The following is a 24342-nucleotide window of genomic DNA, read 5'->3' as shown; positions in this document are numbered from 1 at the left end:
TTATGTGTAAACTAATACTGCCAGCTAGAAATACTTCTAACTGGCAGTGCTTTTTGATAATGAGTGTGTTTTGCTATGGCAGAAGTAGGCTATCCCAAACGCTTCTGGGCGTAACGTGATGCAGCAATTGCTGTCTTGCTTGGCTGAATTTAGCTAGTAGCTTAGTGCTTTTCAATTTCTGCCACCAGTTATATTGCAGGTAGGTAAGCAACCATAACTGCGTCTGGTGATTCCAGCTTGAGATGGAGTTACTTAAACTGAGTGCGTTGAGGATATCGTCAGGAGGCACTTCCAGTTGACTTGTGATTTCTTGTGAGATGGAAGCTAACATTTTAATATTGGCGATCGCTTGACCAGGACTGCCAGAACTGATAGCTAGTATTTTTTCTGTTACCTCAATTTGTTGGTCTTTAAGGACAGAAATAACCTCCTCATCAGTTAACCTTTGGAAAGGTATGATTTGACACCTACTCTTGATAGTGGGTAATAGCTTTTGAGGATAGGATGATATCAGAATAAACGTTCCAGTTTTAGGTTCTTCCAGCGTCTTGAGAAGTTTGTTAGCGGCAGTAGGGTTGAGCATATCTGCTTCGTGGATAATCACCACCTTTTGCTTGCCCTCGACTGCACTAGTTGAGAGAAATTCAATTACCTCGCGCACCTGTTCTACTCGGATAGCAGGGACACTTTTCTGCTGAGAGGTGTTTTCGGTATAGCTTGGTTTGATTTGTAAGATGTCTAGATGTTTAGATTCTCCTGCGATCGCGGAGCGACTTCCTCTTGAGAGTATTGCATTTGCGAATGCCAAAGCAATTTTTCCTTTGCCTACTCCCTCAACTTCGCTGCTAAATAGGTATGCGGGAGCAATTTGATTACGTTCGATTGCTTCAGTTAGTAGAAGCTTGGCGATATGCTGTCCGATAATTTCTGTAAACAAATCATTTTTCATACTGTGCAAATTTCGATAGTTCGACTAATTAAATTGTTAGTGCCGCTTTTGAGTTCCGTTTCGAGTTGTAAAAGTAAGGTAAGGCTGTTTTTCAGTTTTTGAATGCCTACAGACTTTACTTCATCTTTGAGGTAATACAATCTTTTAGGGTTTTTTAGTTCAGCTATTTCTGCAATCTTGATGTCAGATAATTTAGCTTCTACACCAGCTTTAGTTATTAGCCAAGTGCGAAAAATTGACGTAAGCGTTGCTACTATTTTGAGTGGATGTTCATTACTATCTAGTAGTTTATCCATCTGCGCTATTGCCAAGTTTAAATGATTTCTTAACATAGCCATAGTAAGCTTTTTGTAGTCAGTATTGTGATTACTAACTAATTGTTTTATCTCCTCAAGGGAAATAATTTTTTCACTTGCATAGACAGCAAGTTTAGCAAATTCGCTATCGGCTCGTGCAGTGTTATTACCAATTGCTTCAACTAGATAATCAGTCACATCCGGTGTAAGTTTAACTTGATGGATAGCTGCATACTTCCCTATTAAATTAACTATCCCCTTTTTATCCCAGCAAGGAACGAGAGGAAACTCTTCTTGTTGAGCATATTTTATGATAGTTTTTACTACTGCTCTGCGGGAATCTGGCTTTTTGTTACTAGTAATTAGAAGAATGTTACTTGCAGGTATTCGAGAAAGTTGATTTTCAAGTTCTTGGTTATTATCCTCATTTAATAAGCTTCCAATTAAATGATCGCTGTCTGTATGAACAATTTTGTTACCATCTCCAAAGGGTAAAGTCATAACCTCAGTAAAAACATTGGCAGCAATATTTTTCTCATTTCCAGATAGCTTGATGTAGTTGAAAGCTTTCCATTCAGTATGAACATTTTGATTCACCAAATGGTTTATTTTTTGATTGAGCGAATAGGTATCTTCGCCGTAGTATAGGTATACTGGCATTGCAGATTAGATAAACATCTAATTATCATGCGTTAGTTATCAGCAGTGGTTAAAAAAAGAAGAGTTAGTATTAACTCTTTCTGCTTGGTATTTATTATGTAGTGACCAGTAAATACCTTACTTAAGTTTGTGCTGGTTGTACGAAATTTTGAATTGAATCTTTATCAATATGGTTCTCTACTGGTTTATTACCCAAGTATTTGCGCCAAGAATCTAACTGTTGAAGGTACTCTATTACTCCACTATAACCAGCTACCTCGTATAGTGTAATAGCTGTTTCCCATTCCTTTAAGCTGGCTTGTTTCTCTGAGAGAATTTTGACTATAGCTTCGGGAAGTTTAGTGTCTTGACCAGTATCTAAATTTAGGTGTGATGTGTTTTCTAGTAATATTTCTTGTCCACATAGAGTAACACCATCATCTTTTATATTTGTAGTATGAATTTGAACATTAATCTCTGATAAAGGAAGAGTATATTGAAGAAATTTTTTAACTTTTTTGGTTTTAGTATTTCTCCTTTTTGATTTAATGATAACTGGGTTGTTTGGTTCTGCAACTTCGTAACATTGAGGGAGTTCTAGAGAGAGTTGACCTGTTAAGTGCCATGATGCGCTTCGTTTTTCTGGTGGGGTAATGCGATAAGAGAACTCAGCCGTTTTCCTGGGATCGCCAGACTTTCTTAGTTTAACCCACATGTTGTAGCTGATAATTCCTTGGATGTAACTTTTCGGGTCTAATATTACTGGGGTTGTGTTTTCCCACCACTCAATTTGAACTACGCGATCGCCATCCAATTCGTAGATAGTTCTAACTCTGGCATTAGGATGAGACGAAAGGAATGAGTTTACCCAAGCCCTTTGCTTTTTATTAAGCCTGGGCTTGCGAGAAGAGGATTTATTTTTCATTAGTTACAGACAAATCAGAATGTATGAATTTGAAAAACATTCATATTTATTAGCTTTGAGATTTACGTAAAATCTCAACTTTGTTCGTTTAGAAAAGAGATAACTGACGTTTGTTACTTTCTAGTGTCGCAGGAGCAGCTATCTTAAGAATTTCTTCTCGCCTTTTTTCAATTAAGTGAAGATAGTATTGGCGTGAGTAATTTTCATTACTGCTGATATTAGTTATGCCGCTAATTCCGTAATAGTAAGTTACTACATCTCCAGGTTTCCCTAATTTGAGGATTTCTTTTTCGCCCTCTTTAATTTTGCGTGTGATTGCAAGTTTTTCTTTTGGATATTCCCTTGATAAAATCTGGGATTTAATGTGTGCATAATAATCTTCTGCTGCTGATACATTTTGAATTAGCAGGGTTAAATACTCAATAGAAAACTCTTTCTCTAGTTGAGAGCGATCGCGGTTGCGCCAGTTGCCTTTAGTGATGATTTTCCCGTCTGGAAGCCATAAAAGGTAATTTTTGGTTCCCCGTTCTGGAATAAACATAGCGTCAGCGATAAACTCTAGCTTGACAGTTATCCCTTTAGGCAATTGAGATTGAAGTAAACTACGTACCTCTTCTGGGTTGGGATGGGTGAAAAACACTCCATCGGTGTCAACTTCCACAGGAGTACCACCGTGCTGAGTGATAATTTCAATCATTAGCTTGAGTACTTTTCGACTGTAGGCTGTAACTAATGCAGCAGCCTCCATATCATTGAACGCGAGTTCAGACGTGCCGAAGAATCCAAACTCAGAGTTAGCTAAAACCTTGATGGATTCTCTTTTTTCCTTAGCAGCAACATCTCCAGCAGATGCAAGTTGTTCCAGCCTAGATTTTTCATTCACCAAATATTGCAGAATACTTAGCCCAATACGTTCTGTATCTTTAATTGAGCAAATACCCTTATCTAGCATTGCCCAAGGGTGCATTGAGCTAATATCTGCATATCCAACTCTTCTATACAGTCCAGGAATAGAGTAGGCCATCCCTCCTTGGAATTTGTACTTGCGATCGGGTTTTGGTTTATAACCTGGATAATGATGCTCAAATATTCGTTCCCATTTAGTACCATTACCAGCAAGTGTTAGCTGCTGGAGATTCATTTCCGGTACAATTAGTGCTTCGTAATAGTATGAGGGTACAAGTCTATTCGCAATTAGCCGGGTGTCTTCAAGGTCGTAGACAAGATACTCTTTCAGGCGTTTCCATCCCTTACTGTTGGGGCCATCTTTCCAACAACTGAGGATTTCTTCATAGGGAAGAACTAGCCTAGTCTTCTGGCGCAGTCCCATGTCCAATACAGCCTTTTTGAGCGATCTGCCGTTAGTTAGCTTTTTGGCTATGAAATCCCACCTCAGAACGCAGATATAAATGTCTACGTGTTGGCTATTTTGGATGAACACCTCCTGAATTTTTAGTGGCTCGCCCCGTACTTGGGCAGTACGAATAGTCCGAGATTTAGATGCAACTTTAAATGGGTGTTTTATACCGTGCAAGTTGCATCGAGTAATAATAAATGGAATATCAAATGCCATCCCGTTATAGGTGAAAATGACATCTGGATTTCTTTTACTGAGATGGTTGATAAATTTGGTCAGTATTTTAGCTTCTGAGATATCCATGAAAATAGTAGAATATCCCCTTGAATCCATACAACCAATAGCATAGATACGGCTTTCAAAGGGGTTTATTCCTGCTGTTTCGATATCGACAAATATTTGTGAAAGTTCCTGATACGGCTTGAGTTGTATTTTGGGCTGCCAAGGTTTTATTGGAGAGGGGTCTTTCCAATAAATGTTTAGTTTGTCTTCATCAACAACGATTATTCCTCTAGATTTTTTTACAAAATCTCTGTGGTTATAATTCATTAATTAGAGATTTTCCTAATTCATGTTGATATTAATTTTTAACTATCAACTTAACTGCGTATGCTGCTGTGGTAGTAAATGTTAATTTATTTGGTTATTTGATTAAATAAATATAGAAATAAGTAAGGTTAATCAGTACTTATGAATGAATTAAGCAATGAAACACGAGTGATTTTAATTGGTGGCTCCTCTCATGTAGGCAAATCCACCCTTGGCCAATCTTTGGTGGCGAGGCTTGGTTGGAGTTATCGTTCTACAGACAAACTCGCTCGGCATCCTGGACATCCTTGGGTGGGTGCAAATAGAAATGCTATTCCAGAACACGTAGCAGAACATTATGGAACTTTGTCTGTTGACGCTCTTTTTGTAGATGTATTATCGCATTATGAGAAAAATGTGTTACCGCAAGTCGAGATTATCGTTCATTCTCATGCGTCTGATTTATCAACGGAATGCCTTATCCTTGAAGGCTCTGCATTATGGCCTGAATTTGTAGCGAATTTAGTTAGCGAAAATGGTGTTAAAGCGATTTGGCTTACGGCTAGTGACCAACTCTTCTCTTACCGAATCTTTAGTGAAAGTAATTTTTATAATGTAAGTGAGGATAAAAAGCACCTAATTCAAAAGTTTTTAGACCGTACCTTATTATATAATAAACGCATGAGGGAGAAGGTTGAAAATCTCGGATTTATGTGTATTGATGTAGAATCTGTGTCAGTGGCAGACGAACTTTCAAAGAAATGTATGGAATTAATGCAGGTTGCCTAAATGAGAGTATTTTAATAAATATTAAGCCCTTTAGTAGTTTGAGCATTTTAACTGTTACTAGAAAACTATAAAAGGAGGGTTATTACTATAGTTATAACCCTCCTTAAAGTTAAGCTTGCTGTAGTTGTTTTTGTTGCAGCTTTTGGACAGCTTCTACCCAAGCTGGTGCCTTTTTACCATTAATAGGTGTCAGCTTTTGCCAGTGTTCTTGTAACTGCGCTTGTGTTAAGTGGGGTAACTGTTCCTTGCCCCAGTTAATCGCATCTTGAGCAGTTTTCCAATCTTTCCAGGGTTGTGATTGGTGACTACCCTTGTTGGTTGGCACTATCTCGACAAGTGTAGCTTCTAACCAAAGGTGCGCGTCTTCATCCCGCATGAGATTTTGGCGTGCCATTAAAAGTGCGATCGCGTTTCGGATCTGGTCGATATTCCACAACTGCGAGATACTTACTAATTCCTCCCAGGTGTCCTCTTCTAGCTGTGTAAGATATCTGCCATTGGGATTAGTTTTGCACACAAGTAAGTCTTTGAGGAAGTTGACAAGACTTGTATGGATGGCAGTTGGCTGTTTACCAGATTCAATCCAATCTTGAAGGATGCCTAAATTGCCCGTAATTTCTCCTTTGATGATATTTTCACAGACGGTGAGTAAATCGTATTCGGGAATAGTGCCTGATAGTTCCCAAACCCAGTTAGAAGTAATTTCCTCTTCACCTAGTAAAGTTAACTGATCTAAAAGTTTGAGTGAGTCGCGCAGATGTCCCTTGTTTGCTTTAGCTACGGCGGTAACTGCTGATGGCGCAATGTTGATACTTTCTTGGTGAGATATTTGTTCTAGGTAGCTTGCAACTAGCGAGACAGGAACTCTCTTAAAGTCAAACTTTTGGCAACGGGAGACAATGGTTTCTGGAACTTTGTGTAACTCGGTTGTGCAGAAGATAAATACTACATGACGGGGAGGGCTTTCAATGGTTTTGAGGAGTGCTTGCCACGATTGGCTGCTTAGAGCATGACATTCATCAATAATGAATATTTTGAATCTACCTTCCACTGGTGCAAACTGGATAGTGGATATAAGCTCTCGGATCAGTTCTACTCCACTATTGCTTGCTGCATCCAGTTCGGTTACATCAACAGAAGAAGATGCTGTAATTCCCTTGCATGAATTGCATTCTCCACAGGGCTTGGTTGTCGGCTCATTGCTTGATTGACAGTTGAGGGATTTAGCGATGATGCGGGCGGTACTGGTTTTGCCCGTACCTTTGGGGCCACTAAATAGGTAAGCAGGTGCAATCTTTTGGAGAGCGATCGCATTTATGAGAGTGCGAACGATATGTTTTTGTCCAATAACTTCACTAAGAGTCTGGGGACGGTATTTGAGATGTAGTGGTTGGTACATAGTTCTTTCCAATAATTTATTTTAAATTCCTCCTACCAGTTATCTGGTAGGAGAGTTTGCTTTTATACAGAAGCAGCCTCTTTCTTAGCTCGTGTACGCGAACTTGGCTTACTTTTGTTACTAGCTTTGGCCTCAGCTGTTGATGTCTCTACTTCCGAGGTTTCACCATTGCTTTCCGTTTGAGAAGTCTGAGTATTATTTATGGCTTCTTCTAGTTCGGCTACTACAGTAGTTTCTGTTGTTTCTAATGCTTCAGGAGTTTTCTCTGCTGTTGTCGTTTTGCTTGGGGTGGATTTATTTTCAAACCCCTGCTTAATTTCTACAGGCATTACCAGATACAGCTGATTGAGCAGTCCTCCCATCGGGCAGATAATAACTGGTTGCGTGGGTTTGTTACACCGCACCACGATTTCATCAGTACTGATGTGCTTTAATCCTTCGAGAAGGTAATCGATATTTAATCCAATACTGATGTTTTCTGAATGACTAGTTGCTGGTTTCATCAGTACCGAGTCAACTGCATCCCCGATATCAGTAGCTTCAGTGTATAGTGTTGCCTGTGTAGCTTCCAATTCCCAGAGAATTTTGACAACCTTTTGCTTGCGTTCGGCTAGATAACTTACCCGCTTCAGTGCGCTCTCAAATCCCTTGCGTTCTAATGTAAATTCATACTCAAATGTTCTGGGAATCAAACTATTGATTTTGGGGTATTCTCCCTCTAAAAGTCGGGAAATGACCTTTGTATTAGGAAGACTAAACTCAATAGTTTTATTTGATAGAAGAATATTGCATACGCTTGTATCGGCACTTTGAGAGAGAATTTTGTTTAACTCGCTAAGTGACTTACCTGGAACAGTAAAGTCAATTGGGTCAGAATATTCGCTATCAAGTATTCCTGTGACTAATGCTAATTTGTGACCATTTGTACTAGCAGCTTGCCACTTGTTGGTATCAATTTTGAAGTTGACACCAGTTAAAACTAACTTTGTTTCGTCACCATTGGTGCAATAGAGTGTCCCTTCAAGTGCGGCTTGGAGTTTCTTGGCACTTAAATTTACCTCTATTGGATTTTCTCCCTTGGGAAGAGTTGGAAACTCGTCGGGTTTTCCGCCAATCAGACGGCATTTACCGCTATTGTGAGTAATTATGCAGGCTTGGTTTTCTACCTCTAAGGTAATTTCTCCTCTGACATTGTTAATAGTGTCAGTTAATAGTTTGGCTGGTAGTGCTACCTGACCTGAAGTTTCTACATTAGCGGTCGTTGTAGTATGAATTGTAAGGTTAAGGTTTGTTCCTGTTGCTGATACTATCCCATCTTCATTTGCTATCAGTAAGATATTTCCTAAAATTGGGTCAGTGGGCTTAGAACTAATTGCGAGATAAGCGGTTTCTAGAATTTCTGCGAGTTTAGATTGTTCAATGTTTAGTTTCATTTGTTACTTTGCTTTTAGTAAATGATGTTTTAACGGGTGCTAGAAATAGCACCCTTTTCGGTTAAATGAGATAGTTTTTTTAGTAGGGCAATTCTTCCATCTCAGTACTGTATGCTGTATAAGCCTGACCTGCTGTACTAGGAGGAAGTGCTGCTACTGGCATATCAGCTGCACCTACCAAGCGATTATGTTCTGCTACAACGGTTGATGTTTTACCGATGCGGTGAGAGAATTCGGGATTTGCCTGCATTGTTGTTTGGATATCGATTTCTTTTCCTTCTGAGAAGAATTCGAGAAAATCGCTTCCATCGGAGTTTGGTGATTTGTAGGAAGTGACAACTGCTACCCAAGATTTATCTCTTTGATTGACTGCTTCTTTAGGTTCAAGAGATGGCGTAAAGGTGGGTTGAAATACACCGAGGCGATGAAACTCTGCACGTTTTTCAGCGACAGTTGTATTAGTAAATCGGGCGAATGCAACCTCTAGTTCGCGTTGGAACTGTTTATAAGCCTCGCCAAATTTTGATGATGCAACGCCTTTAATTGATAGGACAATTGGTACTGAGTGCAGGTTATTATTATTTTCATCAACAAGTTGCAACAAGTAAAACCTTCTCAGTACTGCGGTATCTTTGCCAATTGCTTGGTACATTTCGTACCCATCAGGTGATTCGTACACTCCTACGATTTTGCCATCATCGCGCTGTTCAATATATCTGGGAGAAACATCAAGAATGTGCATCCTGGGCGATTGCAACAACACTCCCATTTCTGGCGTGCCACTAGAGAAGGTGTGCTTGTGTGTAGGTTCTTGTCCTTGCCAGTTAATTGCTGCTAAGTATTTATCTTTGATAAACAACCCGACTTTTTCTGCTTCCATGTGATTGATTACTTGGCAGATGCAGATATTACTAATCGGCGCATTGTACTCAGGATTTGCAAATTTAGAAATAGCTAATTTACGCTTTTGTATTTTTGTACTATTTTGAACTGTTTGTTCAGGGGGTTCAGACTGGGATACTGTGCTTTCTTCAGTAGCAGAATTAGTAGGCTTTGTTTGACTTTTTGGCATAATTTTAATTAATTGAAATCAATCTTTAATGCGTAAAGCAAAAAGTCGTTGTAAAAAATAAAAGTCGTCTGTTGTTAAGACGACTTGAAAGATTGATTGATGCTTAGTTATTTAGATGAACTTTTCATCACACTCTCCCCTTAAGTCTGTAAAGCTGTCAATGAAAGTATCTCCCTGAATAATTTCAGTTTTAGTATTTATAAGTGTCTGGTATATTTGCTGAAGACTGATGATAATTTGTCTAAGAACAGATGTGTTTTCAGTTGTGAAAGTCAGTGACACAGATGCCATGCTTGAATTATGAATTGCGACTGTTTGTTCTTCAGGAGATCCATAACTGGTTATTTGACTGTCTTTACCAGGAATAAATCTATAAGAAGCAATAGTTTCAATTGCCATATTTATCTCCTTGTTCGTTGGGGTTTAATTTCAAGCATTTTATTACTAAGTTTGGTGATATTACTGACCTTCCAACCAGCAAGCTTGCACTTATTAAGTGCTACTTCTAACTCTTGCTGTGTAAGGATTTTGTATCTCATATATTGTCCCCATATAGGGAAAATATACGTGACATATTTAGTTTGATCAATTTGGCAGTATGCCATACACTTGTAGTACACTATGGTTTAATGAGTTTAATGATTCTGGTAGCTACGTTTGTAGGATTATTTGAACTCAAGAAGGCATCTTTATCTACCATTTCCACATAGCTATTATTGGCTTGTAGCCAGCCTTTGAAGGTTTTGTACTTACGATTGAAGAAAACTGATTCAGGTATAACTGAAACTAATACACCACCCGGTACGAGTAACTTCCAAGCCTGGTAGATATGTTGGACAAGTTCACAAAATGGAGGATTCATGATACAGGCATTGTACAAATGACTGGGGTTAAACTCCAGAAAATTTTTCCCTACGAGATTAAATCCTTTGAGTTCTAGAATTTGTCGTAAATCGTAATTAATCTCAACCACCTCTAGTTGAACATTAGGATAGGTATCAGTGATATACTCAGCAATATTTCCACTACCAGCACTAGGCTCTAAAATTTGCCAATTTGGTTTAATATCTGCCAGTTGAACAAGCCGTTGACAGACTAGTTTAGGAGTAGGGAAGAAATCTCCATCTTTCATCCCAATGATTTCTAACTCAAGCTTATTGAGTAGTTGCTTGGTAGTATCAATTGCTTCAGGTTTTACTACCCGTTGAATTTCTGTTATTGCGGATATGATTTCGCTTGGTGTATGTAATCCGGCGCGACTCAAAGACTTTACCCAGTCTCGGTAATATTCGCCTGCCAATTTTTCTTGGACTTTCTGAATTGTTTCTCCCATTTGGGAAATTCTAAATAGGGCTTCTACTTGCGATTTGTGAGATATACCGCGTAGTATTGGTGCGATATTTCCTGCTTCCCACATTTGTGCGATCGCAAATAACCAAGATTGGATGATTTCAAGTTCAATTCCTTCTTGGATTATCCCTTGAGCTATAGTTTTACGATGCTTTGTTACCCTTTGATTTCCAATAGCAGGATTTTTCTTTTGGTCGATTGTTGGCTGCATGGAAGCAGCTAAATTACGGAGGGCTTCTGCTTTTTCTAAATTAGGAATATTGAAAATATCTACTATAGGTGAATTATCCTCGTTGTAGGGTAGATTGAGTAGAGATAGTTGCATTGCTTGATTCCTTTAAATCTTTGACAGCGCATTCAAGAATTAGGGAGGTTGGCACATTCCAAGCTTTTACCTCCCATTCAGTGGCTAATCGTTCTGAGTGACGGATAACTGCACTACTACATTTGTTTTTTCTGACAAGCCAATTTCTAAACTTTTCGGCTTGTTCTTTGGTATCGAACCCGAAGTAGCTGGTTTTTCTATTTCCCAAGGGGTCGGTAATGGTTGCTACCCGACGCGAGAGAATATTGAGCGTCCAACCACTGTTAGGAGTGAGTTCGATTTTCGTGATATTTAATTCTGTTGGATTCATATTTCAACTTCAGGAATTGCTGCTAAATATTCCATAGTTGATATTTCTTTTGCTAGCCATTTATCATGTGCTTCTTGAGGGGTCATTTTGTGGGTTAAAAGTTTTTTCTCCTTATCATCTTCTACAAAAGGAGCTAGTGTTTCTTCTAGCCGGGCTTTGAAATTCAAATGTTTATCTTCAGAATAAGTAAACTGGTAAATACTATCAGTGTTAACGAACAAGTAAACCAGGCTAATTTGCTCCAATGGTATTCTAGTTTGTTCGTATAGGAGAAATAACCTCAGTTGAGTTTGCCATTTGCTCTCAAGAATTTCAAATTTAGGAGGTTTTTGAATTGTCCAGTCAAAACCAACTACTTGATTTTCACCGTAGATAATCAGGTCGCACTCGCTGTAGAGAAGAATATCGTGATATAAATATTGAAGTTGGGCGTTCCATTGTTTATTGCCAGGAATATTTAGAAAAGGTTTTACCTTATCAACCCAGTTATTAATTTGGGGGTATGCCTTCAATAAAGCTTCGACTGGTAGCCCTAACCCAATTTGTTGCATAATGAGGTGAAACTGACCGCCAGCAACTTCAGATTCACTTTTGACAGTTAGATTACGATAATTTATCGTTGATAAACATTCTGGATTCTGTTCAACTAGTTCAAGTGTTTTGTGATTAAATCGATTCATGAAAATATATCCCAAATTTAGTTTTTGGGATATATATGCGTAAGCTATTTGTGGTAATTTGTTTGCGGAATATAGTATTTTTTAAGTTGGTCGATGCTTGTATATAAACTTCGGGTTGACATTGCTTTGAGGTCAAAATAACTGGCGAACTTTTTCAACCCCCCAGTGAGGGTTAATTCAAGTAAATACTGGGCTGCGATCGCACTCGTCATTTTATTGACGAATAGTGATTGATAATTCCGTGCTTGAATTTCTGCACATGAAAGGTTGTTGTCGCTAAGTTCTTCTGGCTGAGGAACTAGCAGTTCTGGGTGAACCAGCACCGGGGAGGGAAGATGCAACCAGAATTGAGGTTTGTCTGGGTTATTGGAAGCTTGGACTATATCAAAATTAGAGTGCGTTCCAATGACTACTTGTCCAGAATAGTTGCTGTTTCCACAATCCAGCCAAAATAGAGATGCTGGCTCATTTGCACTGTTTATTTTGAGAACAGAGTGAATTTTGCTCCTGGCGGCGCTGTTATCGACACAGCCAATGATTACCGTTAGAGTGTTCCACCAACTCGCCGTGCGAATCATGTCTTCTTCAAACCAGTCGCAAACAGCTGTAATTTCTATTCCATACTTGGCACTGCATCTTGCAGCCAGTGTTTCTGCCTTTGGTAGCCCAATTTCAGCTGGTTGATAATTTTGGCGGCTGATATTTTTGAGTTCGACAGTATCGCCATCAACGATCGCAAAGTTAATTTCTTTCCTAGTGCGCTGGAGTTGCAGAATAATTCGACATAAATCTTCTGCCAGAAACCCGCCTGTTCCTCCTACTCCTACTAAGACGAAGTTGATACGAGTATGATTGCGAGGTAAGACGGGTAAAGCTTGTTGGTAAGTAGTTAATTCGAGCATTTTACCTGTGGCGGCAGTTCAAAAATTTGATTGGGGTTGATATCGAAAAAGTGATTGTATATCCCGATGCGGGTATAGATTGTAGGAATGGTATTCAGTGTGCCAATAATCGCGAACACTCGAAATTTGCCTTTTTCTTCCTGATTATCTGCACTTGAAGGATAAGCAGCTAGAGTTCCATGACTGTGCATTTCCACTAAGCTATCTGTATAGTTTTTATTGAGTGCGCTTTCTAAAGATAAGACATGAGTAGAGGACGCGGTTTGCAGTGGTGTATGACACCACCATTGGTTGTTTGTCACTCCCAAGTAGAATAGGATTTCCTGTTGGGGGTTGATACTAGCAGCATTGATAATCTCGGCGATCGCTTGGCTGGGGACTTTTGGGACTTTCAGACGAAAGTAGGGTTCAAGGGGTTGGAGTCCAGCGACTTGAGTTTGAGTTAGTTGCAAGCAAATCTCTAACTCGCGGCGGTGCGATCGCAAGAAAAGCCCATTTGCAGCCAGCCAGTATTCCTGGAGTTTTTGGCTGTAAGGAGGAAAGTTATTACTTGTAGCGAGGTGATAACCGATAAAAGGATTCATGGTTAACTGAACAAATGATTGATAATGTCTTCTGGGGTTGTGACTTTCCAGCTATGAACGGGAACAAGGTCACTTGAAGGGTAGGATTTAGCTTTAGATTCGTGTAATTTGATTAGCTGATTGCAGATATTATCGGGATGAGTTTTTGACTTGCCTTGAGACAAATCCTTGTTAAAAGGTGATTTCCAGAACAGATCCCAAACTTGGCTTATGGTTGCAGCACTGCACATACTGAGAGAATTTCCCCCAAAGCAAATGCTAGAATCTTCCCAAACGTTAGGTAGAGGCGGCTTGTACAGTTGTGCGTCTGGTTTAAATACCCTCCCTTTAACTGCCCACAGGTAATATCTACTACCGCATCCAGCAAATAAGAATGCAGGCATAGGGACAGTCATTACTTCAGTTTCCTGTCCCATAATTTGAATTTGATATTTTTGGGGAGAGTAAAACTGAATAATGGCTTCTCCCTCTGGATTTTTACCCCACCAAATCGTGTTGCTAGAAAGCCATCCAGATGCGGCAGTTTTACTTGTAAAGGCTTTCTCTACTGCTTCAGGAGACAAGAATTTATATTTAGACTCTTTGCCTTCGCGTTCGACTAAAATAAACTGTCCTTTGAGGATAATTAACTGCCCTAGTAAATCATCTTGGGGAATATTGGCTAGCAGAATTTGGGAGATATTTTCTAAGTTAATTATCGGTAAGATATTTGTGTCTACATTCATGCTTTTGATGCTTGATTCCAAATTTTCACTGCTGCTTTTCGAGCAGAAAGAGATGTTTCTAACAAATGGCTAACCTCATTTGATTTCTCTATCATCGAGACGGCTTCTTGCCACTTTTGAGCGAGAAATATGATATTCTCATAAGTCCATTCCAGCCAATCGCTTGTTTCACACGTAATATCTAGCCAAATATTTTCAGTCGAGTAATCTATAATTCGTATGGCTATATCTAAATATTGCAGGGGACTTTTGTAACGACGACACAGCTTTACAAATTTCTCGAAGTAAATTTCTTCTGTTGGAGCAATGTAGTCAGGAGTAAAACCAAAATTTAGTTTCCATTGGCTGATATTGTACCCTTGCCCCATTAATGAAAGTAGGAACTTCTCCGAGTATACCAGTTCCTCAAAATCTTCATTCCACCACTCAAGTCTTTGTGGTGAAACTAGAATACTATCACGTTCGGGATTAAACTCGATTTCATCGATATATTCTACTGGAAATAGATTTTCGTTCACTAGATTAATAAATTCAATTTCTCTATCTAGGTAAGCACTAGTTGGATGTGATTGTTTATTAATAGGTATGGTTGATTCTAACCATTTTTCTGGAAATAATCTTTGATACAGACTTAAAATATTCACTCGTTCGGAAAGATTTTCTAGGTAATTAATTGCTGTTAGAGAAGTAATAGGTATTTTGAATGAGTGGATGTTGCCAAGCATAATGAATCAGCCGCTACGAGTTATAGCGGCTATAAATTTGTGATTACAGTACAGGATATTTACTCGTAATAGCAGGTTGCTGTTTAAGGCTTTGAGCAACTTTTTCGCTGTACGTTTCCCAAGATTGACCGAGCTTGATAGCTTTATCTATCTCAGGTTGTAAGGTAATTAAATTTTCGAGGCTAATTTGACTGTTTATCTCTAGAAGCTTTATCTGCCATCCTAACTTTAGTGCAGGATTTATTTCTTCAAAACTGTTTTTCAATTCTCTAAATTGACTTCCTTTAGTACCTGCTTTTTTTACTAAACGAATTGAAATTGTATCATCAGTTGTTTGTCGTTCAATTTCGGCATTAGCATACTCTGGAAAGTAGACGCTAATAGCTGTTTTGAGAGTATTGTCATCCTGGGCGATCGCCTCATCCAGAGGAATTTCTTGTCCTTCAATAATAGCAATGTACTTCATGGTATTAAAATAGTGACAGTTGGTTGTTAGGTGCAGGATTTTTATCTTTATCTTCAGGTAGGTTACGCTTTTGTACTTGTCTGGATTGCTCCTGTCGATTCTGCTCTGTAGTCTGCTTTTCCATCCTTTGTTTGCAGATATTTAACATTCCTGGGAGAGATGTTTCTAAATCCTGTAGCCAGTTATTTATGATAGGCTGAGATTTAATCTCAGCTAGAGGAATTATCTTAATAATCGGAGGTGCATCTTGAATTCCAATTGTTACAATTGCTTTCTCAGAATTTGGTGTTAACTGAATTGTTATTATGGCGGTTTTCGTAAAAACTATCCCGCTAGATGAATCTTGACTTATAACTTCAGTATTTACTGATTCATCTAATGTTTCTTCTAAACTTGTATTATCCTGAATATCAAGATTAAAATCTTTACTGCTATAGCTATCTTCAAAGCCAGTTGCATTATCGTCAGGTGATGTTTGATTACTCATGATTAAGAGAGATTAGCTAATCTAAATAAGGTGCGGATAGTGATACCTGTCTTGTTAAAAGACTGCCATTTGTAGGCGCATTCGCCTGGTTTGTACTTAGGAGAAAGTTGGCTCCAGGTGTCCCATGCCTTAAATAAAATGGGACTAACACTATGAAGTGCCATCCCGACTTGAATCCACGAATGGTAATCATCTGCAAATCGAGGGTGGATGACTTCGAGTAGCACAAGTGCGGTTTGAATATTGGTTTCTATTGACGGAATTAAATGAGCGTACCTGTCTACCCCATATCTGCGGTTATATTTTTCTTTGGGTAGGTTAAACTTTCTTGTTTTCTCCTGTTTGGCAAGCATTTGGGCAATTACCCAATCAGGAGCTATTTCTATTTGGCGTTCAGATGGACTACAGCCGGGAAGCCATTTGTAATTTCTACCTTCTGGGTGAAAGGACGGGGGGAGGATTGAAGCTAGGTTTTTGCCTCGAAATTCCAGGTGTTCGTCCTTCCCAGTTTTGATTTTGCGAGATTTGACATCGCAAGCTTTTGAATTTGGGATGAGGTATAAGCGTTGGCTGCGATATTTCCTCCCAGAGGTAAATGCAATTGTGGGAGGGAGATATTGTTGAGCGCGATCGTGTAACGATTCCGTAGGAGTTTCGCTGATGGGTGTTAGCTGGTTAAGTTCTTTTGGTTCTAAGTGTTCGTTAATTTGGATGATTTGTCGCCAGGATGTTTCCCCATCGCAGTCAATAGCTACTAAGTACCCTTGGGGATGATTGAAACCGCAAACCAAGGCTACACCAGTGGGTGTGATAAATCTGTTATTTGTCCAAACTTTTAGCCGACGGCGGATGAGTTCAGTTTGTAGTTCTTTGGGAGAGTAAGTGTTTTTTTCCCATTCTTTCCCTAGAGGACGTTTACCAAAGGTAGGGACGATTCGCCATTCTTCGGGTAAGTTGTCAAGTGAAGATACCAAATGACGGATTTGGGCGTGCATGAGTTCATAAAACTTTTTATTAAATGACTCCTGCACGCTTATTGCGTTAGTTTATGTAGTGGTTTTCATTTCTGTTGGCTCTGGTTCTACTTGAATGATGCGAACTCTACCCATCATTTGTTTTATATTTCTCTTGACGTAGAAATTACCCCCAATTGCCAGTCCTTAATGGCACATATAGCAAATTTCTTTGACAATTTTATGTTGAGCATATCTCTTGCCGATGATGCTCCCAGCACCATCCCAACAACCAGTCGTTTTTGTTGCTGAATATGTAGTATCCCTGCCTTGTTTAGTCTATTTAACTACGGAGCTATACTTAGTCGTGCTTCTTCAACTGCTGTAATATTTTGCTATCTTCATTTGTTTTTTACGTGTTTACCTGACTAGGTGCAATATCTGAGTTTAACCTTCTTTTTTGTACTCATTTTGAGTATAATAGTTCAAAATGAGTACAAAAAAGAAGTTGTTATGATGGCACTTTCACGCCCTCGCTTACAGGTTGTCCAGAATGACGAGATTGCCAAGGCAATTGAGACAATTCGCAAACACCGTCCCGGACTCATCAATGATTCGATGGTAGTTACATCAGCCTTGGTGGAATATGCGCTGGCTTTAGAGTCAGACAAGCCCCGACAAGCCAACTATCAAACCCCCTACGGCATGACGATCGTGAAAACAGGTAGTGTAACCTGTGAAACCGGAATCTTCCGGTTTCTAATTCGGAACTTCAACCGCATCGCCGCCATTTTCGCGCATATTGAGAATGAAGATGATACGTTCATGGATTACATTTCACGGGGAGATAAGCCTGTCTATACCTTTGTTTTCAAGGGAAAAGGATTTACTGATTTTGAGTTTATCCATATCGCAACTGATGGCTCGTCGCTGTTTGAGGAGTGCCTGACGCTGCTTGTATTAGATTTCAAACATCATCGCGATGATATTCGCTTTAATGTTATTTACGCTAACCAGTTTGAGGAGAGATGGGGGCATAAATCTGTTAGTGATTATGTTCCATCCCTTGATGAAATGGCTAGAGCGTTTTTTCAAGATGAGAACTACTTGTTTGGCGGTGGGGGTGGGAAAACTTCATGTACCTGGGATTTAGACTGGGAAGCTAATACCACCCCATATAAGGGGTTTGAGGTGAAAGATACACGGTATATTGACTATTCTTATGCACTCGTAGGGTTGAAACCGTCTTCCCTTGCAACAAAAAAATATGGTGTAGAAGTCTTAGTCCGTTCTGGTGTGCTAGCTGTCGAGCGAGATTTGCTACATCATCGGTATCGATGTATGTGTGATGGGTGGACAGAGGAACGACAGGATCTAGATTTTTACGAACTGGGGTGCATCTTTGGTCAACACTTTGGATATAAAGCTATTTTTTCACCTGCAAGATTTCTTAGCGAGATCGCTAGCAGCATTATCAAAACTACACCTAACGCAACTGTGTATGTTGAGAAGGGTAAGCGGATCGAAATATTGCCCATGAAGTGGGAAGATTCATGGTTTACCTGCACTGTTGACGGAAAAGCTAGCAATCAGGGATGGAGTCTCTTACATGATGACCCTAACCCTTTTAGACTCTACGATATGAATGATTTTTTCCCTGACCATTTAGAGCGGTACAAGCAAAAGAAAAAGAACCCCAAATAATTATCGGCGGGACGCTTAGCTCGACTTTATCCAAATGCTAGAACCTTTACATAACAATGGTTCTGGCTTACCAGATTTTTTCTATAATTTTCTGGATGGCGGTATAACATCACATGTGTGAAAAAGTTTAGCTCCTTGGCTGCAATCCAAACACCGTTGAGAAGTAATAGATCACGGGGATAACACAAAAAATAAAACCGCAAAACGCTTCAAAATCAAAGAGTTAAAGATGAAAAGAAGGCTGATTCAATTCGGAAAATAAATCTGTATAACTTCGTGTGTATTAAGCAGCATTTTTGACAGCAACAACCGCAACCGGGACATGAGGAAGTAAAGAAGGAGTTGGTTGACTCTGGCGTTTAGCACTAACGGCTTGAGTCATGAATTCCAAGACATTTCGACGTTGAGACTTCAGTGTTGTCACAACGGTTAACATTCGGGCGACAAAATTACTGCCCCCTTGAGTTTGAGAACCAAAACTAGTACGCCGCCAAATGACAGCAGGTCTAATGGCTCTCTCAGCAGCATTATTGGTTGGTTCGACACCTTCAACTGTCACAAACAACCACAAAGCAGGTTCAACTTTTAAAAGTTGACGACAGGTACGGACAGTTTTAGCCAGTGGAGTTTTTTCTTGAGAACTAATCTTATAATCGGCAGCCTCTTGTAGAGAAGATTTGATGGCATCACGAATCGGAGTGACTAATTGTCGAAACTCATCACGGCTCAATGTTCCATCTCGAATCCGATGCCACAGTTCAAATAGTTTTTCTTGTTGTTGAACCAGAGCATTGCCAATATCGTGGGATACTCCAGTCCGCTCCGATATTTTGATGAATTCTCTCTTCAAATGTGCCCAGCACAATTGTCGTTGTTCCAAACTAACCCAATTGTAGGATGCATATCGATCTGAGTTTAAAATCCCCCCAAATTTTTCCCCCAGTAGATTTTTTGCTGTAACCGTACAACGAGACAATGTAATTTGAAAAAATGTTACTAGTGGAGTAACTGCTACCCAGAGCCAAGCTTTTCGGTTTTTTTGATTAAATCCATCAACGTTTCCTTGGCTAAAGCTTGTTTCATCGGCTCCAACTACAGGAGAGTTTTGTACGTATGTTTTTGCTTCCCATACCGCAGATTCAATTGCATCGCTGGCTTCTTTCTTGAGTTTATTGACTGTACCCAAGCACATCGTGATTCCAAAAATATCCTGCATCGCGCTTTGTACCATCCGGGTACTATGGCGGTATAGTCCACTCAATACTGCCACTAGAGCGACTACCCTTACACCATAGCCACGGGTTGCCACATCTTGTGGTAATTTCGCACGGGTTAAAGTGCCACAATTTCGGCATTCCAGTTGATGCAGACGGTGTTCTACGATTATAGGATTTATCGGTGGAATTTCTACTATCTGATGCCGATAGGGATTGCTATCAACTCCGACTAACTTCTCCCCACAACAATTACAAGTTTCTGGGTGGTGTTCTAAAACGCTCTCACATTCGGACACCTCATACAGATGGCGACTATGCCCCTTATGTCCTGGTTGACCGCCTCGCTTTTTATCACTCTTGTTTTTTTGTTTTTGTTTTTCGGTATTGAGTGGGTCTGATGAAGGCGCAGATGACGAGTTTTTTGAGGTTCGATTGATTTTTTCTAATAGTTCTTGGTATTTGGCTTCTAAATCTGCAAACCTTTTGTCCGATTCTTTTATGTACTGCTCCATTTTCTCCACCAGTTGTTTGACACTGGCTGGAGTTTTTTCCCAATCTGAGTCGGATATTTCTATTCCGTAGGCGAGGCAGTTTTCATCCATGCCCCTTAATTTACCATCTATGTGTACTTAAAAGACTTGGTAACACTTTCAATCCTGTGAACTACTACGTTGAGAATGGCTCCAACTTCAAATGGATAAAGTCGAGCTTGGGTTGTGTTGACAAATCCAACATTTGCGATAGCCGAAGGCTTAAGCTTCGCTTATCGCACTCTCAGATGATACACAAAGCGTCATCTGAACATCTTTTTTATTACTACCAGTAATTTACTGGTAGTAATTGATTTTTTATAATATAAATATTTCAGATGGTGATTATGTTTTAAGCCAATCTTTTGTTAAGTGCATTTTCGACTTGATAAGTCCCAAGAGTACAGTTTGCATTGCAAGGAAAGGTAGGAAATTCAAGATGGTTATTCATAGTTTTTGTTACCTTGCACAGTACCATTATCCCCTCCCTACCCTTCTTTTTTTGATTGTGATAGTAGCTGATAACCTCAAACTCATTATTGCCAGCCTCAAATCTACTTCCTCTATATTGAGAGATAGCATTGTTCCAATCTGGTTGCCAGAGCATGAGTGTATCTATTGCCATTGCTCTCACAGTTGGGTTATCTAATTTCATTAGGATATCTGGTAAGTAATGACATTGTTTGGCAATTACTTCTCGTGCGTAATTTATCAGCCAATACTCTGCTTCTCTTAAAAGAGCTTTTGATTCAAGATTTTGGCACACTTCATCGTAAACCTTAGACATTAAATATGCCCTTTGTTCAAAAACCATCCCATTAGTTCGCAGTTTTAAGTCTGATGGATAATTAATTATCAAATCAGCTAGTTCATCACTGATTTTGGGAAGAGGATATTCATTGTATTGTGGGATTTCAGGATGGGTTATTTTCACCTGATACCCTAGATTAACAGCATAATTTATAATAAAATCAATATTGTTAGAATCGACAAAATCTCCTATTTGAAAATTTGTTTCTGTAAGTAAATATGATGGTGCGTGAATAATTTGAAATCTTTTAGAGTTTGGATTTGAATCAGCTAATAGTTCGACGTACATCGCTTATTCTCAAAACTTTCATCAATCTTGTGCGTAAGCGATGTATGTGGTTGAATTACTAAAAAAATAATCCTACCCAAGCTGGATAGGATTATCTTAACTATTGATTAATAGTTCTTGTCTCTGTTGGATTGATTATTTCCTTTAGTAGAGATAACCCAACTGATTTAAACAGTGCTTCGTTATCATCAGGACAGCGTTGAATTGTTGTACAAGAAGAGCAGCCGTATTTACAAGGACAATTATCGACTAGAAACTTTGCCTTAATAAAGGCAGTCTCTAAATACTTGATGAGGGTATCGCACATACCTGTACCATGTTCACAAGCATCAAAGAAATAACCAACTATCCTAGTATTAGATGGCACTTCTACTAACATGAAATCTATATCTCGACTGTTTGCTCCATGTTCGACAAGTGGTAAACTGAGTATAAGGTGATGAGCGAGAGTATGAACGCAAATTTGGGTTTCATTGCTTTCAAATAGTTGTTTCTCCTCATTGGTAATATATTTCTGTTTATTAAGTATTTCTTTTCTGTGATTTTTGACCAAAACTGAAAAATATTTTCGTGCGTCAGCGTTAATTTCAACTCTGACGCAGAATGTATTGTAGTTAAGAGCAAGTGATTCTTCGTATTTATTTTCCTCCAAGAGTTCGACAAATTCTCGTTCAACCAGTTGGGTTTTACAAGCAGGACAAGTTTGTAAGTGTCCAGGTAAATTTAAATTGAAGTTGCGACATCTGTTACTACTGCAAGTCCATTTTTGTTCCAGCCTGTACAAGTTGTAGCCAGAAATTTCTTCTTTGATTTTGGCTGAAACAGGTGTAAATCTAGCAGCCCCTTGGGGAAGATTGATAATTTTGGCTTCCCCGACAATTTTAATTTCCTCGAAATTTAGGCTTCCTTCAGGACGACTAAATAAATTGGTTGCTTCAATTGGCTTGAGAATTGCTTTCCCTTCGGTTAAATTTAGTTCTTGTGATTTATACTGTACGGGGTTGCCGTCGAAATCTTGAGCAAGATATATTGCACCAGGGTAAACTTCTCTTAGTGCAGAAGATGCCGAACTTTCCTCAAACTCTTCTGCGCTATCTTGATTGATATAACTGATGTTTTGGTCAGTGTTGCCTCTAACTTTAATTTTTGAGTGGACATAACCGAGATTTCGATTAGTTGTCAGTCTTTGATTGTAGCTGAAGATTAGTTGATTATCACCGATTAACTGTCGCGCGATCGCATTACCAGAACTACCAAAATGTCGGGCAATTTGAGCTTGTGTCGGCTTACTTTCTTTGCAACAAGCGAGAATATGCTGCGCCAAAGTTGTTTCATAATTGTGGTTAAAGTTGATAATTTCTGGAGGATCGGATAAAAGGCGTTCTGGGTAATTGGCGTAGTAAGAATCCATAATCGACCTTTTCGACGGAATAAACACCAATAGTCCTGCTTCCTGCCTCCCCGCACGTCCTGCCCTTTGGCGAAAGCCAAGAATTGAGCCGGGGTAACTATGTACGATAGTTGCATCAATACACCCAATATCTAGACCCGCTTCCAAAGCACTTGTGGATATAATGAACTTGACCTTCCCGCTTTGTATATCTGCAATAATTTTGTTACGCTGATTTGCCTTCATGCTCCCATAAAATGCTGAGATGGTTTCTCCCAGATGGGGCAGTTGCATCTCGATTAAAGCTTTACGGATGGCATTAGTTAAAACCTTAACTAGTTCTCTACTATCGCAGAAACAAATCCCGACTATGCCTTTACTTACGAGCATAGCTGCGACTTGGGCAGTTTGGTAAAATGTATTGTTCCGTGGTTTGAGGCTAATAAAAGTAATCTCCGAGCGTTTTGCCCCACTTTGGTCAATAATAGCAAGGTTACTTTGTTCTTCTCGATTAGATATCTTCTGGGCAATTTCGCTGCTGTTACTAATTGTTGCAGAAGCGAAGATGTATTGTAATTTTGAAATATCATTGCCGACAGACTCTATCATAAGTTGAGTTCGCCGATTAAGTAGTGCAAAATGCGAACCAAATATGCCTTGATAAAAGTGCATTTCGTCACAGACAATGATTGAAAGTTTTCTGATTGTTTCTCTAAATCCCCAATTTGAATCAAATTGAAAGTTGTTAAGTTCGTGGTTCCATACATCGGGAGTCACGCATAAAATTGAGGGTTGATTGCTGTAAAGTTGTTTGCGCTCCTGGGGAGGAATATCACCATTAATATTGAGAATTTGAGGGCGAATATTTTCATCTAAGTGGCTAACAAAGGAACGTATTTTCTCTACCTGGTCAAATGCAAGTGCTTTCAAGTTAAAAAATACTAAAGCTGATTTACCCTTTAGACACTCGTGAATGATTGGAATGAGAAAAGAGATACTTTTACCACTGCTGGTAGGAGTTTGGAGAATTATATCTTCTCCTTTTTTGTAAGCTTGCCATGCCTCGACTTGATGAGAATATAATTGACTGATTCCTGACTTGCTTAGGGCTAGTTTAACTAGAGGGTGAATATCATCTGGGATGGGATAAAGTTTAGCTTCTTGAGCAGGAATTACTTCGCAGCTTTGTAATTTTCCAGATCCATTAAGAATAGCAGCTATCTCTTGGTAGAGAATACTTTTACCTATTGGTGCTTGGTTTAGAGGTAATAAATTACCGCTATTTACTTCATGCTCCCAGTCGAAAATAATTTGGTTTAAACTACCCTTTTTAAAGTAAAGATTTTTCTCTATGATGGCGGCGATATGGATAACACCATGTTCTTTGGAATAAACCTGCTTGTTTGCTTCTAACCATTCAGGCTGGTTCATAAAAAGATACCTACTTGCTGTTTTAGCAAATAGGCGTTAGTTAAAGTCGTAGTTTCTATTATCACGACTTTTTTATA

Annotated in this window: 23 protein-coding genes; 2 read left to right on the top strand and 21 right to left on the bottom strand. The window is 39.2% G+C overall.

The annotated features are described in order from the left end of the window. Positions 1-73: 73 nt before the first annotated feature. The 4 genes from AACU25_RS36045 to AACU25_RS36030 all read right to left on the bottom strand — a co-directional run bounded on the left by AACU25_RS36045 (position 74) and on the right by AACU25_RS36030 (position 4715). Positions 74-949 carry an AAA family ATPase gene (locus tag AACU25_RS36045; RefSeq protein WP_096585345.1) on the bottom strand — a complete coding sequence of 292 codons (876 nt, stop codon included), beginning with the start codon at positions 947-949 and terminating at the stop codon, positions 74-76. Next, a complete protein-coding gene (gene holA, locus AACU25_RS36040; protein WP_096585342.1) occupies positions 946-1905 on the bottom strand; it encodes a DNA polymerase III subunit delta in 960 nt (319 codons plus the stop codon). The genes AACU25_RS36045 and holA overlap by 4 nt, the downstream gene beginning before the upstream one ends. 121 nt (positions 1906-2026) lie before the next feature. Then, positions 2027-2809 (bottom strand): hypothetical protein, encoded by a 783-nt coding sequence (locus AACU25_RS36035; protein WP_096585339.1) that lies wholly within the window; start codon positions 2807-2809, stop codon positions 2027-2029. Between the two features lie 88 nt (positions 2810-2897). Continuing rightward, on the bottom strand, positions 2898-4715 hold the full coding sequence (locus tag AACU25_RS36030) for a 3'-5' exonuclease (protein ID WP_096585336.1): 1818 nt from the start codon (positions 4713-4715) through the stop codon (positions 2898-2900). Between the two features lie 141 nt (positions 4716-4856). Between AACU25_RS36030 and AACU25_RS36025 the strand changes: the two genes are divergently transcribed. After that, positions 4857-5483 carry a nucleoside/nucleotide kinase family protein gene (locus AACU25_RS36025; protein WP_096585333.1) on the top strand — a complete coding sequence of 209 codons (627 nt, stop codon included), beginning with the start codon at positions 4857-4859 and terminating at the stop codon, positions 5481-5483. A 109-nt stretch (positions 5484-5592) separates the two neighbouring features. Here the strand turns inward: AACU25_RS36025 and dnaX are convergent, their stop codons facing one another. The 14 genes from dnaX to AACU25_RS35955 all read right to left on the bottom strand — a co-directional run bounded on the left by dnaX (position 5593) and on the right by AACU25_RS35955 (position 16936). Next, complete coding sequence (gene dnaX, locus AACU25_RS36020; RefSeq protein ID WP_096585330.1) at positions 5593-6882, bottom strand: DNA polymerase III subunit gamma/tau; 1290 nt, start codon at positions 6880-6882, stop codon at positions 5593-5595. Between the two features lie 62 nt (positions 6883-6944). Beyond that, on the bottom strand, positions 6945-8315 hold the full coding sequence (gene dnaN / locus AACU25_RS36015) for a DNA polymerase III subunit beta (protein WP_096585327.1): 1371 nt from the start codon (positions 8313-8315) through the stop codon (positions 6945-6947). 79 nt (positions 8316-8394) lie between these two features. Further along, the gene (locus AACU25_RS36010; protein WP_096585324.1) at positions 8395-9387 is read right to left on the bottom strand and encodes a DUF5895 domain-containing protein; all 993 of its coding nucleotides are present in this window, start codon (positions 9385-9387) and stop codon (positions 8395-8397) included. A gap of 111 nt (positions 9388-9498) precedes the next feature. Further along, complete coding sequence (locus AACU25_RS36005; RefSeq protein ID WP_096585321.1) at positions 9499-9786, bottom strand: hypothetical protein; 288 nt, start codon at positions 9784-9786, stop codon at positions 9499-9501. Between the two features lie 220 nt (positions 9787-10006). Then, positions 10007-11062: a DNA methyltransferase family protein gene (locus AACU25_RS36000; RefSeq protein WP_242046095.1), complete on the bottom strand. Its 1056-nt coding sequence runs from the start codon at positions 11060-11062 to the stop codon at positions 10007-10009. Beyond that, on the bottom strand, positions 11022-11372 hold the full coding sequence (locus AACU25_RS35995; RefSeq protein ID WP_096585315.1) for a hypothetical protein: 351 nt from the start codon (positions 11370-11372) through the stop codon (positions 11022-11024). Before AACU25_RS35995 ends, AACU25_RS36000 begins: the two co-directional genes overlap by 41 nt. Next, positions 11369-12052, bottom strand: a complete 684-nt coding sequence (locus AACU25_RS35990; RefSeq protein ID WP_096585313.1) for a hypothetical protein — start codon at positions 12050-12052, stop codon at positions 11369-11371. The genes AACU25_RS35995 and AACU25_RS35990 overlap by 4 nt, the downstream gene beginning before the upstream one ends. Before the next feature lie 44 nt (positions 12053-12096). Continuing rightward, the gene (locus tag AACU25_RS35985) at positions 12097-12954 is read right to left on the bottom strand and encodes a ThiF family adenylyltransferase (RefSeq protein WP_096585310.1); all 858 of its coding nucleotides are present in this window, start codon (positions 12952-12954) and stop codon (positions 12097-12099) included. Continuing rightward, positions 12942-13538 carry a Mov34/MPN/PAD-1 family protein gene (locus tag AACU25_RS35980; protein ID WP_096585307.1) on the bottom strand — a complete coding sequence of 199 codons (597 nt, stop codon included), beginning with the start codon at positions 13536-13538 and terminating at the stop codon, positions 12942-12944. The genes AACU25_RS35985 and AACU25_RS35980 overlap by 13 nt, the downstream gene beginning before the upstream one ends. A 2-nt stretch (positions 13539-13540) precedes the next feature. Further along, complete coding sequence (locus AACU25_RS35975; protein WP_053458036.1) at positions 13541-14263, bottom strand: prokaryotic E2 ligase family D protein; 723 nt, start codon at positions 14261-14263, stop codon at positions 13541-13543. After that, entirely contained in the window at positions 14260-14988 is a 729-nt protein-coding gene (locus AACU25_RS35970; protein WP_053458035.1) for a hypothetical protein, read from the bottom strand. Before AACU25_RS35970 ends, AACU25_RS35975 begins: the two co-directional genes overlap by 4 nt. Positions 14989-15031: 43 nt before the next feature. Continuing rightward, complete coding sequence (locus tag AACU25_RS35965; RefSeq protein ID WP_053458034.1) at positions 15032-15454, bottom strand: hypothetical protein; 423 nt, start codon at positions 15452-15454, stop codon at positions 15032-15034. 4 nt (positions 15455-15458) lie between these two features. After that, positions 15459-15941: a hypothetical protein gene (locus AACU25_RS35960; protein WP_096585305.1), complete on the bottom strand. Its 483-nt coding sequence runs from the start codon at positions 15939-15941 to the stop codon at positions 15459-15461. A 2-nt stretch (positions 15942-15943) separates the two neighbouring features. Continuing rightward, positions 15944-16936 (bottom strand): PriCT-2 domain-containing protein, encoded by a 993-nt coding sequence (locus tag AACU25_RS35955; RefSeq protein ID WP_096585302.1) that lies wholly within the window; start codon positions 16934-16936, stop codon positions 15944-15946. A gap of 471 nt (positions 16937-17407) precedes the next feature. On the opposite strand from AACU25_RS35955, the gene AACU25_RS35950 reads away from it, so the two are divergent. Continuing rightward, entirely contained in the window at positions 17408-18598 is a 1191-nt protein-coding gene (locus AACU25_RS35950) for a hypothetical protein (protein WP_190445659.1), read from the top strand. 283 nt (positions 18599-18881) lie between these two features. On the opposite strand, the gene tnpC is transcribed toward AACU25_RS35950, so the two are convergent. From tnpC to AACU25_RS35935, 3 genes are all read right to left on the bottom strand, one after another. Continuing rightward, positions 18882-20417: an IS66 family transposase gene (gene tnpC, locus AACU25_RS35945; RefSeq protein ID WP_096585296.1), complete on the bottom strand. Its 1536-nt coding sequence runs from the start codon at positions 20415-20417 to the stop codon at positions 18882-18884. Between the two features lie 280 nt (positions 20418-20697). After that, positions 20698-21444 carry a hypothetical protein gene (locus tag AACU25_RS35940; protein WP_096585293.1) on the bottom strand — a complete coding sequence of 249 codons (747 nt, stop codon included), beginning with the start codon at positions 21442-21444 and terminating at the stop codon, positions 20698-20700. A 100-nt stretch (positions 21445-21544) separates the two neighbouring features. Further along, positions 21545-24265: a DEAD/DEAH box helicase gene (locus AACU25_RS35935; RefSeq protein WP_096585290.1), complete on the bottom strand. Its 2721-nt coding sequence runs from the start codon at positions 24263-24265 to the stop codon at positions 21545-21547. Between the last annotated feature and the right edge of the window lie 77 nt (positions 24266-24342).

The organism is Tolypothrix tenuis PCC 7101, from assembly GCF_963874875.1.
In the GTDB taxonomy this organism is placed as follows: Bacteria; Cyanobacteriota; Cyanobacteriia; order Cyanobacteriales; family Nostocaceae; genus Aulosira; species Aulosira tenue.
The sequence above is the reverse complement of the archived record's forward strand: the minus strand, read 5'-3'. Positions and strand labels throughout refer to the sequence as shown.

What these genes read in the sequence shown, in the direction of transcription:
- AACU25_RS35985 (WP_096585310.1), bottom strand. Translation starts at nt 12,954, where the DNA reads ATGCTCGAATTAACTACTTACCAACAAGCTTTACCCGTCTTACCTCGC.
- AACU25_RS36010 (WP_096585324.1), bottom strand. Translation starts at nt 9,387, where the DNA reads ATGCCAAAAAGTCAAACAAAGCCTACTAATTCTGCTACTGAAGAAAGC.
- AACU25_RS35935 (WP_096585290.1), bottom strand. Translation starts at nt 24,265, where the DNA reads ATGAACCAGCCTGAATGGTTAGAAGCAAACAAGCAGGTTTATTCCAAA.
- AACU25_RS35970 (WP_053458035.1), bottom strand. Translation starts at nt 14,988, where the DNA reads ATGCTTGGCAACATCCACTCATTCAAAATACCTATTACTTCTCTAACA.
- holA (WP_096585342.1), bottom strand. Translation starts at nt 1,905, where the DNA reads ATGCCAGTATACCTATACTACGGCGAAGATACCTATTCGCTCAATCAA.
- AACU25_RS36000 (WP_242046095.1), bottom strand. Translation starts at nt 11,062, where the DNA reads ATGCAACTATCTCTACTCAATCTACCCTACAACGAGGATAATTCACCT.
- AACU25_RS35990 (WP_096585313.1), bottom strand. Translation starts at nt 12,052, where the DNA reads ATGAATCGATTTAATCACAAAACACTTGAACTAGTTGAACAGAATCCA.
- AACU25_RS36005 (WP_096585321.1), bottom strand. Translation starts at nt 9,786, where the DNA reads ATGGCAATTGAAACTATTGCTTCTTATAGATTTATTCCTGGTAAAGAC.
- AACU25_RS36035 (WP_096585339.1), bottom strand. Translation starts at nt 2,809, where the DNA reads ATGAAAAATAAATCCTCTTCTCGCAAGCCCAGGCTTAATAAAAAGCAA.
- AACU25_RS35965 (WP_053458034.1), bottom strand. Translation starts at nt 15,454, where the DNA reads ATGAAGTACATTGCTATTATTGAAGGACAAGAAATTCCTCTGGATGAG.
- AACU25_RS35960 (WP_096585305.1), bottom strand. Translation starts at nt 15,941, where the DNA reads ATGAGTAATCAAACATCACCTGACGATAATGCAACTGGCTTTGAAGAT.
- AACU25_RS36045 (WP_096585345.1), bottom strand. Translation starts at nt 949, where the DNA reads ATGAAAAATGATTTGTTTACAGAAATTATCGGACAGCATATCGCCAAG.
- AACU25_RS36025 (WP_096585333.1), top strand. Translation starts at nt 4,857, where the DNA reads ATGAATGAATTAAGCAATGAAACACGAGTGATTTTAATTGGTGGCTCC.
- AACU25_RS35940 (WP_096585293.1), bottom strand. Translation starts at nt 21,444, where the DNA reads ATGTACGTCGAACTATTAGCTGATTCAAATCCAAACTCTAAAAGATTT.
- AACU25_RS36030 (WP_096585336.1), bottom strand. Translation starts at nt 4,715, where the DNA reads ATGAATTATAACCACAGAGATTTTGTAAAAAAATCTAGAGGAATAATC.
- dnaN (WP_096585327.1), bottom strand. Translation starts at nt 8,315, where the DNA reads ATGAAACTAAACATTGAACAATCTAAACTCGCAGAAATTCTAGAAACC.
- dnaX (WP_096585330.1), bottom strand. Translation starts at nt 6,882, where the DNA reads ATGTACCAACCACTACATCTCAAATACCGTCCCCAGACTCTTAGTGAA.
- AACU25_RS35975 (WP_053458036.1), bottom strand. Translation starts at nt 14,263, where the DNA reads ATGAATGTAGACACAAATATCTTACCGATAATTAACTTAGAAAATATC.
- AACU25_RS35955 (WP_096585302.1), bottom strand. Translation starts at nt 16,936, where the DNA reads ATGCACGCCCAAATCCGTCATTTGGTATCTTCACTTGACAACTTACCC.
- AACU25_RS35950 (WP_190445659.1), top strand. Translation starts at nt 17,408, where the DNA reads ATGATGGCACTTTCACGCCCTCGCTTACAGGTTGTCCAGAATGACGAG.
- tnpC (WP_096585296.1), bottom strand. Translation starts at nt 20,417, where the DNA reads ATGGATGAAAACTGCCTCGCCTACGGAATAGAAATATCCGACTCAGAT.
- AACU25_RS35980 (WP_096585307.1), bottom strand. Translation starts at nt 13,538, where the DNA reads ATGAATCCTTTTATCGGTTATCACCTCGCTACAAGTAATAACTTTCCT.
- AACU25_RS35995 (WP_096585315.1), bottom strand. Translation starts at nt 11,372, where the DNA reads ATGAATCCAACAGAATTAAATATCACGAAAATCGAACTCACTCCTAAC.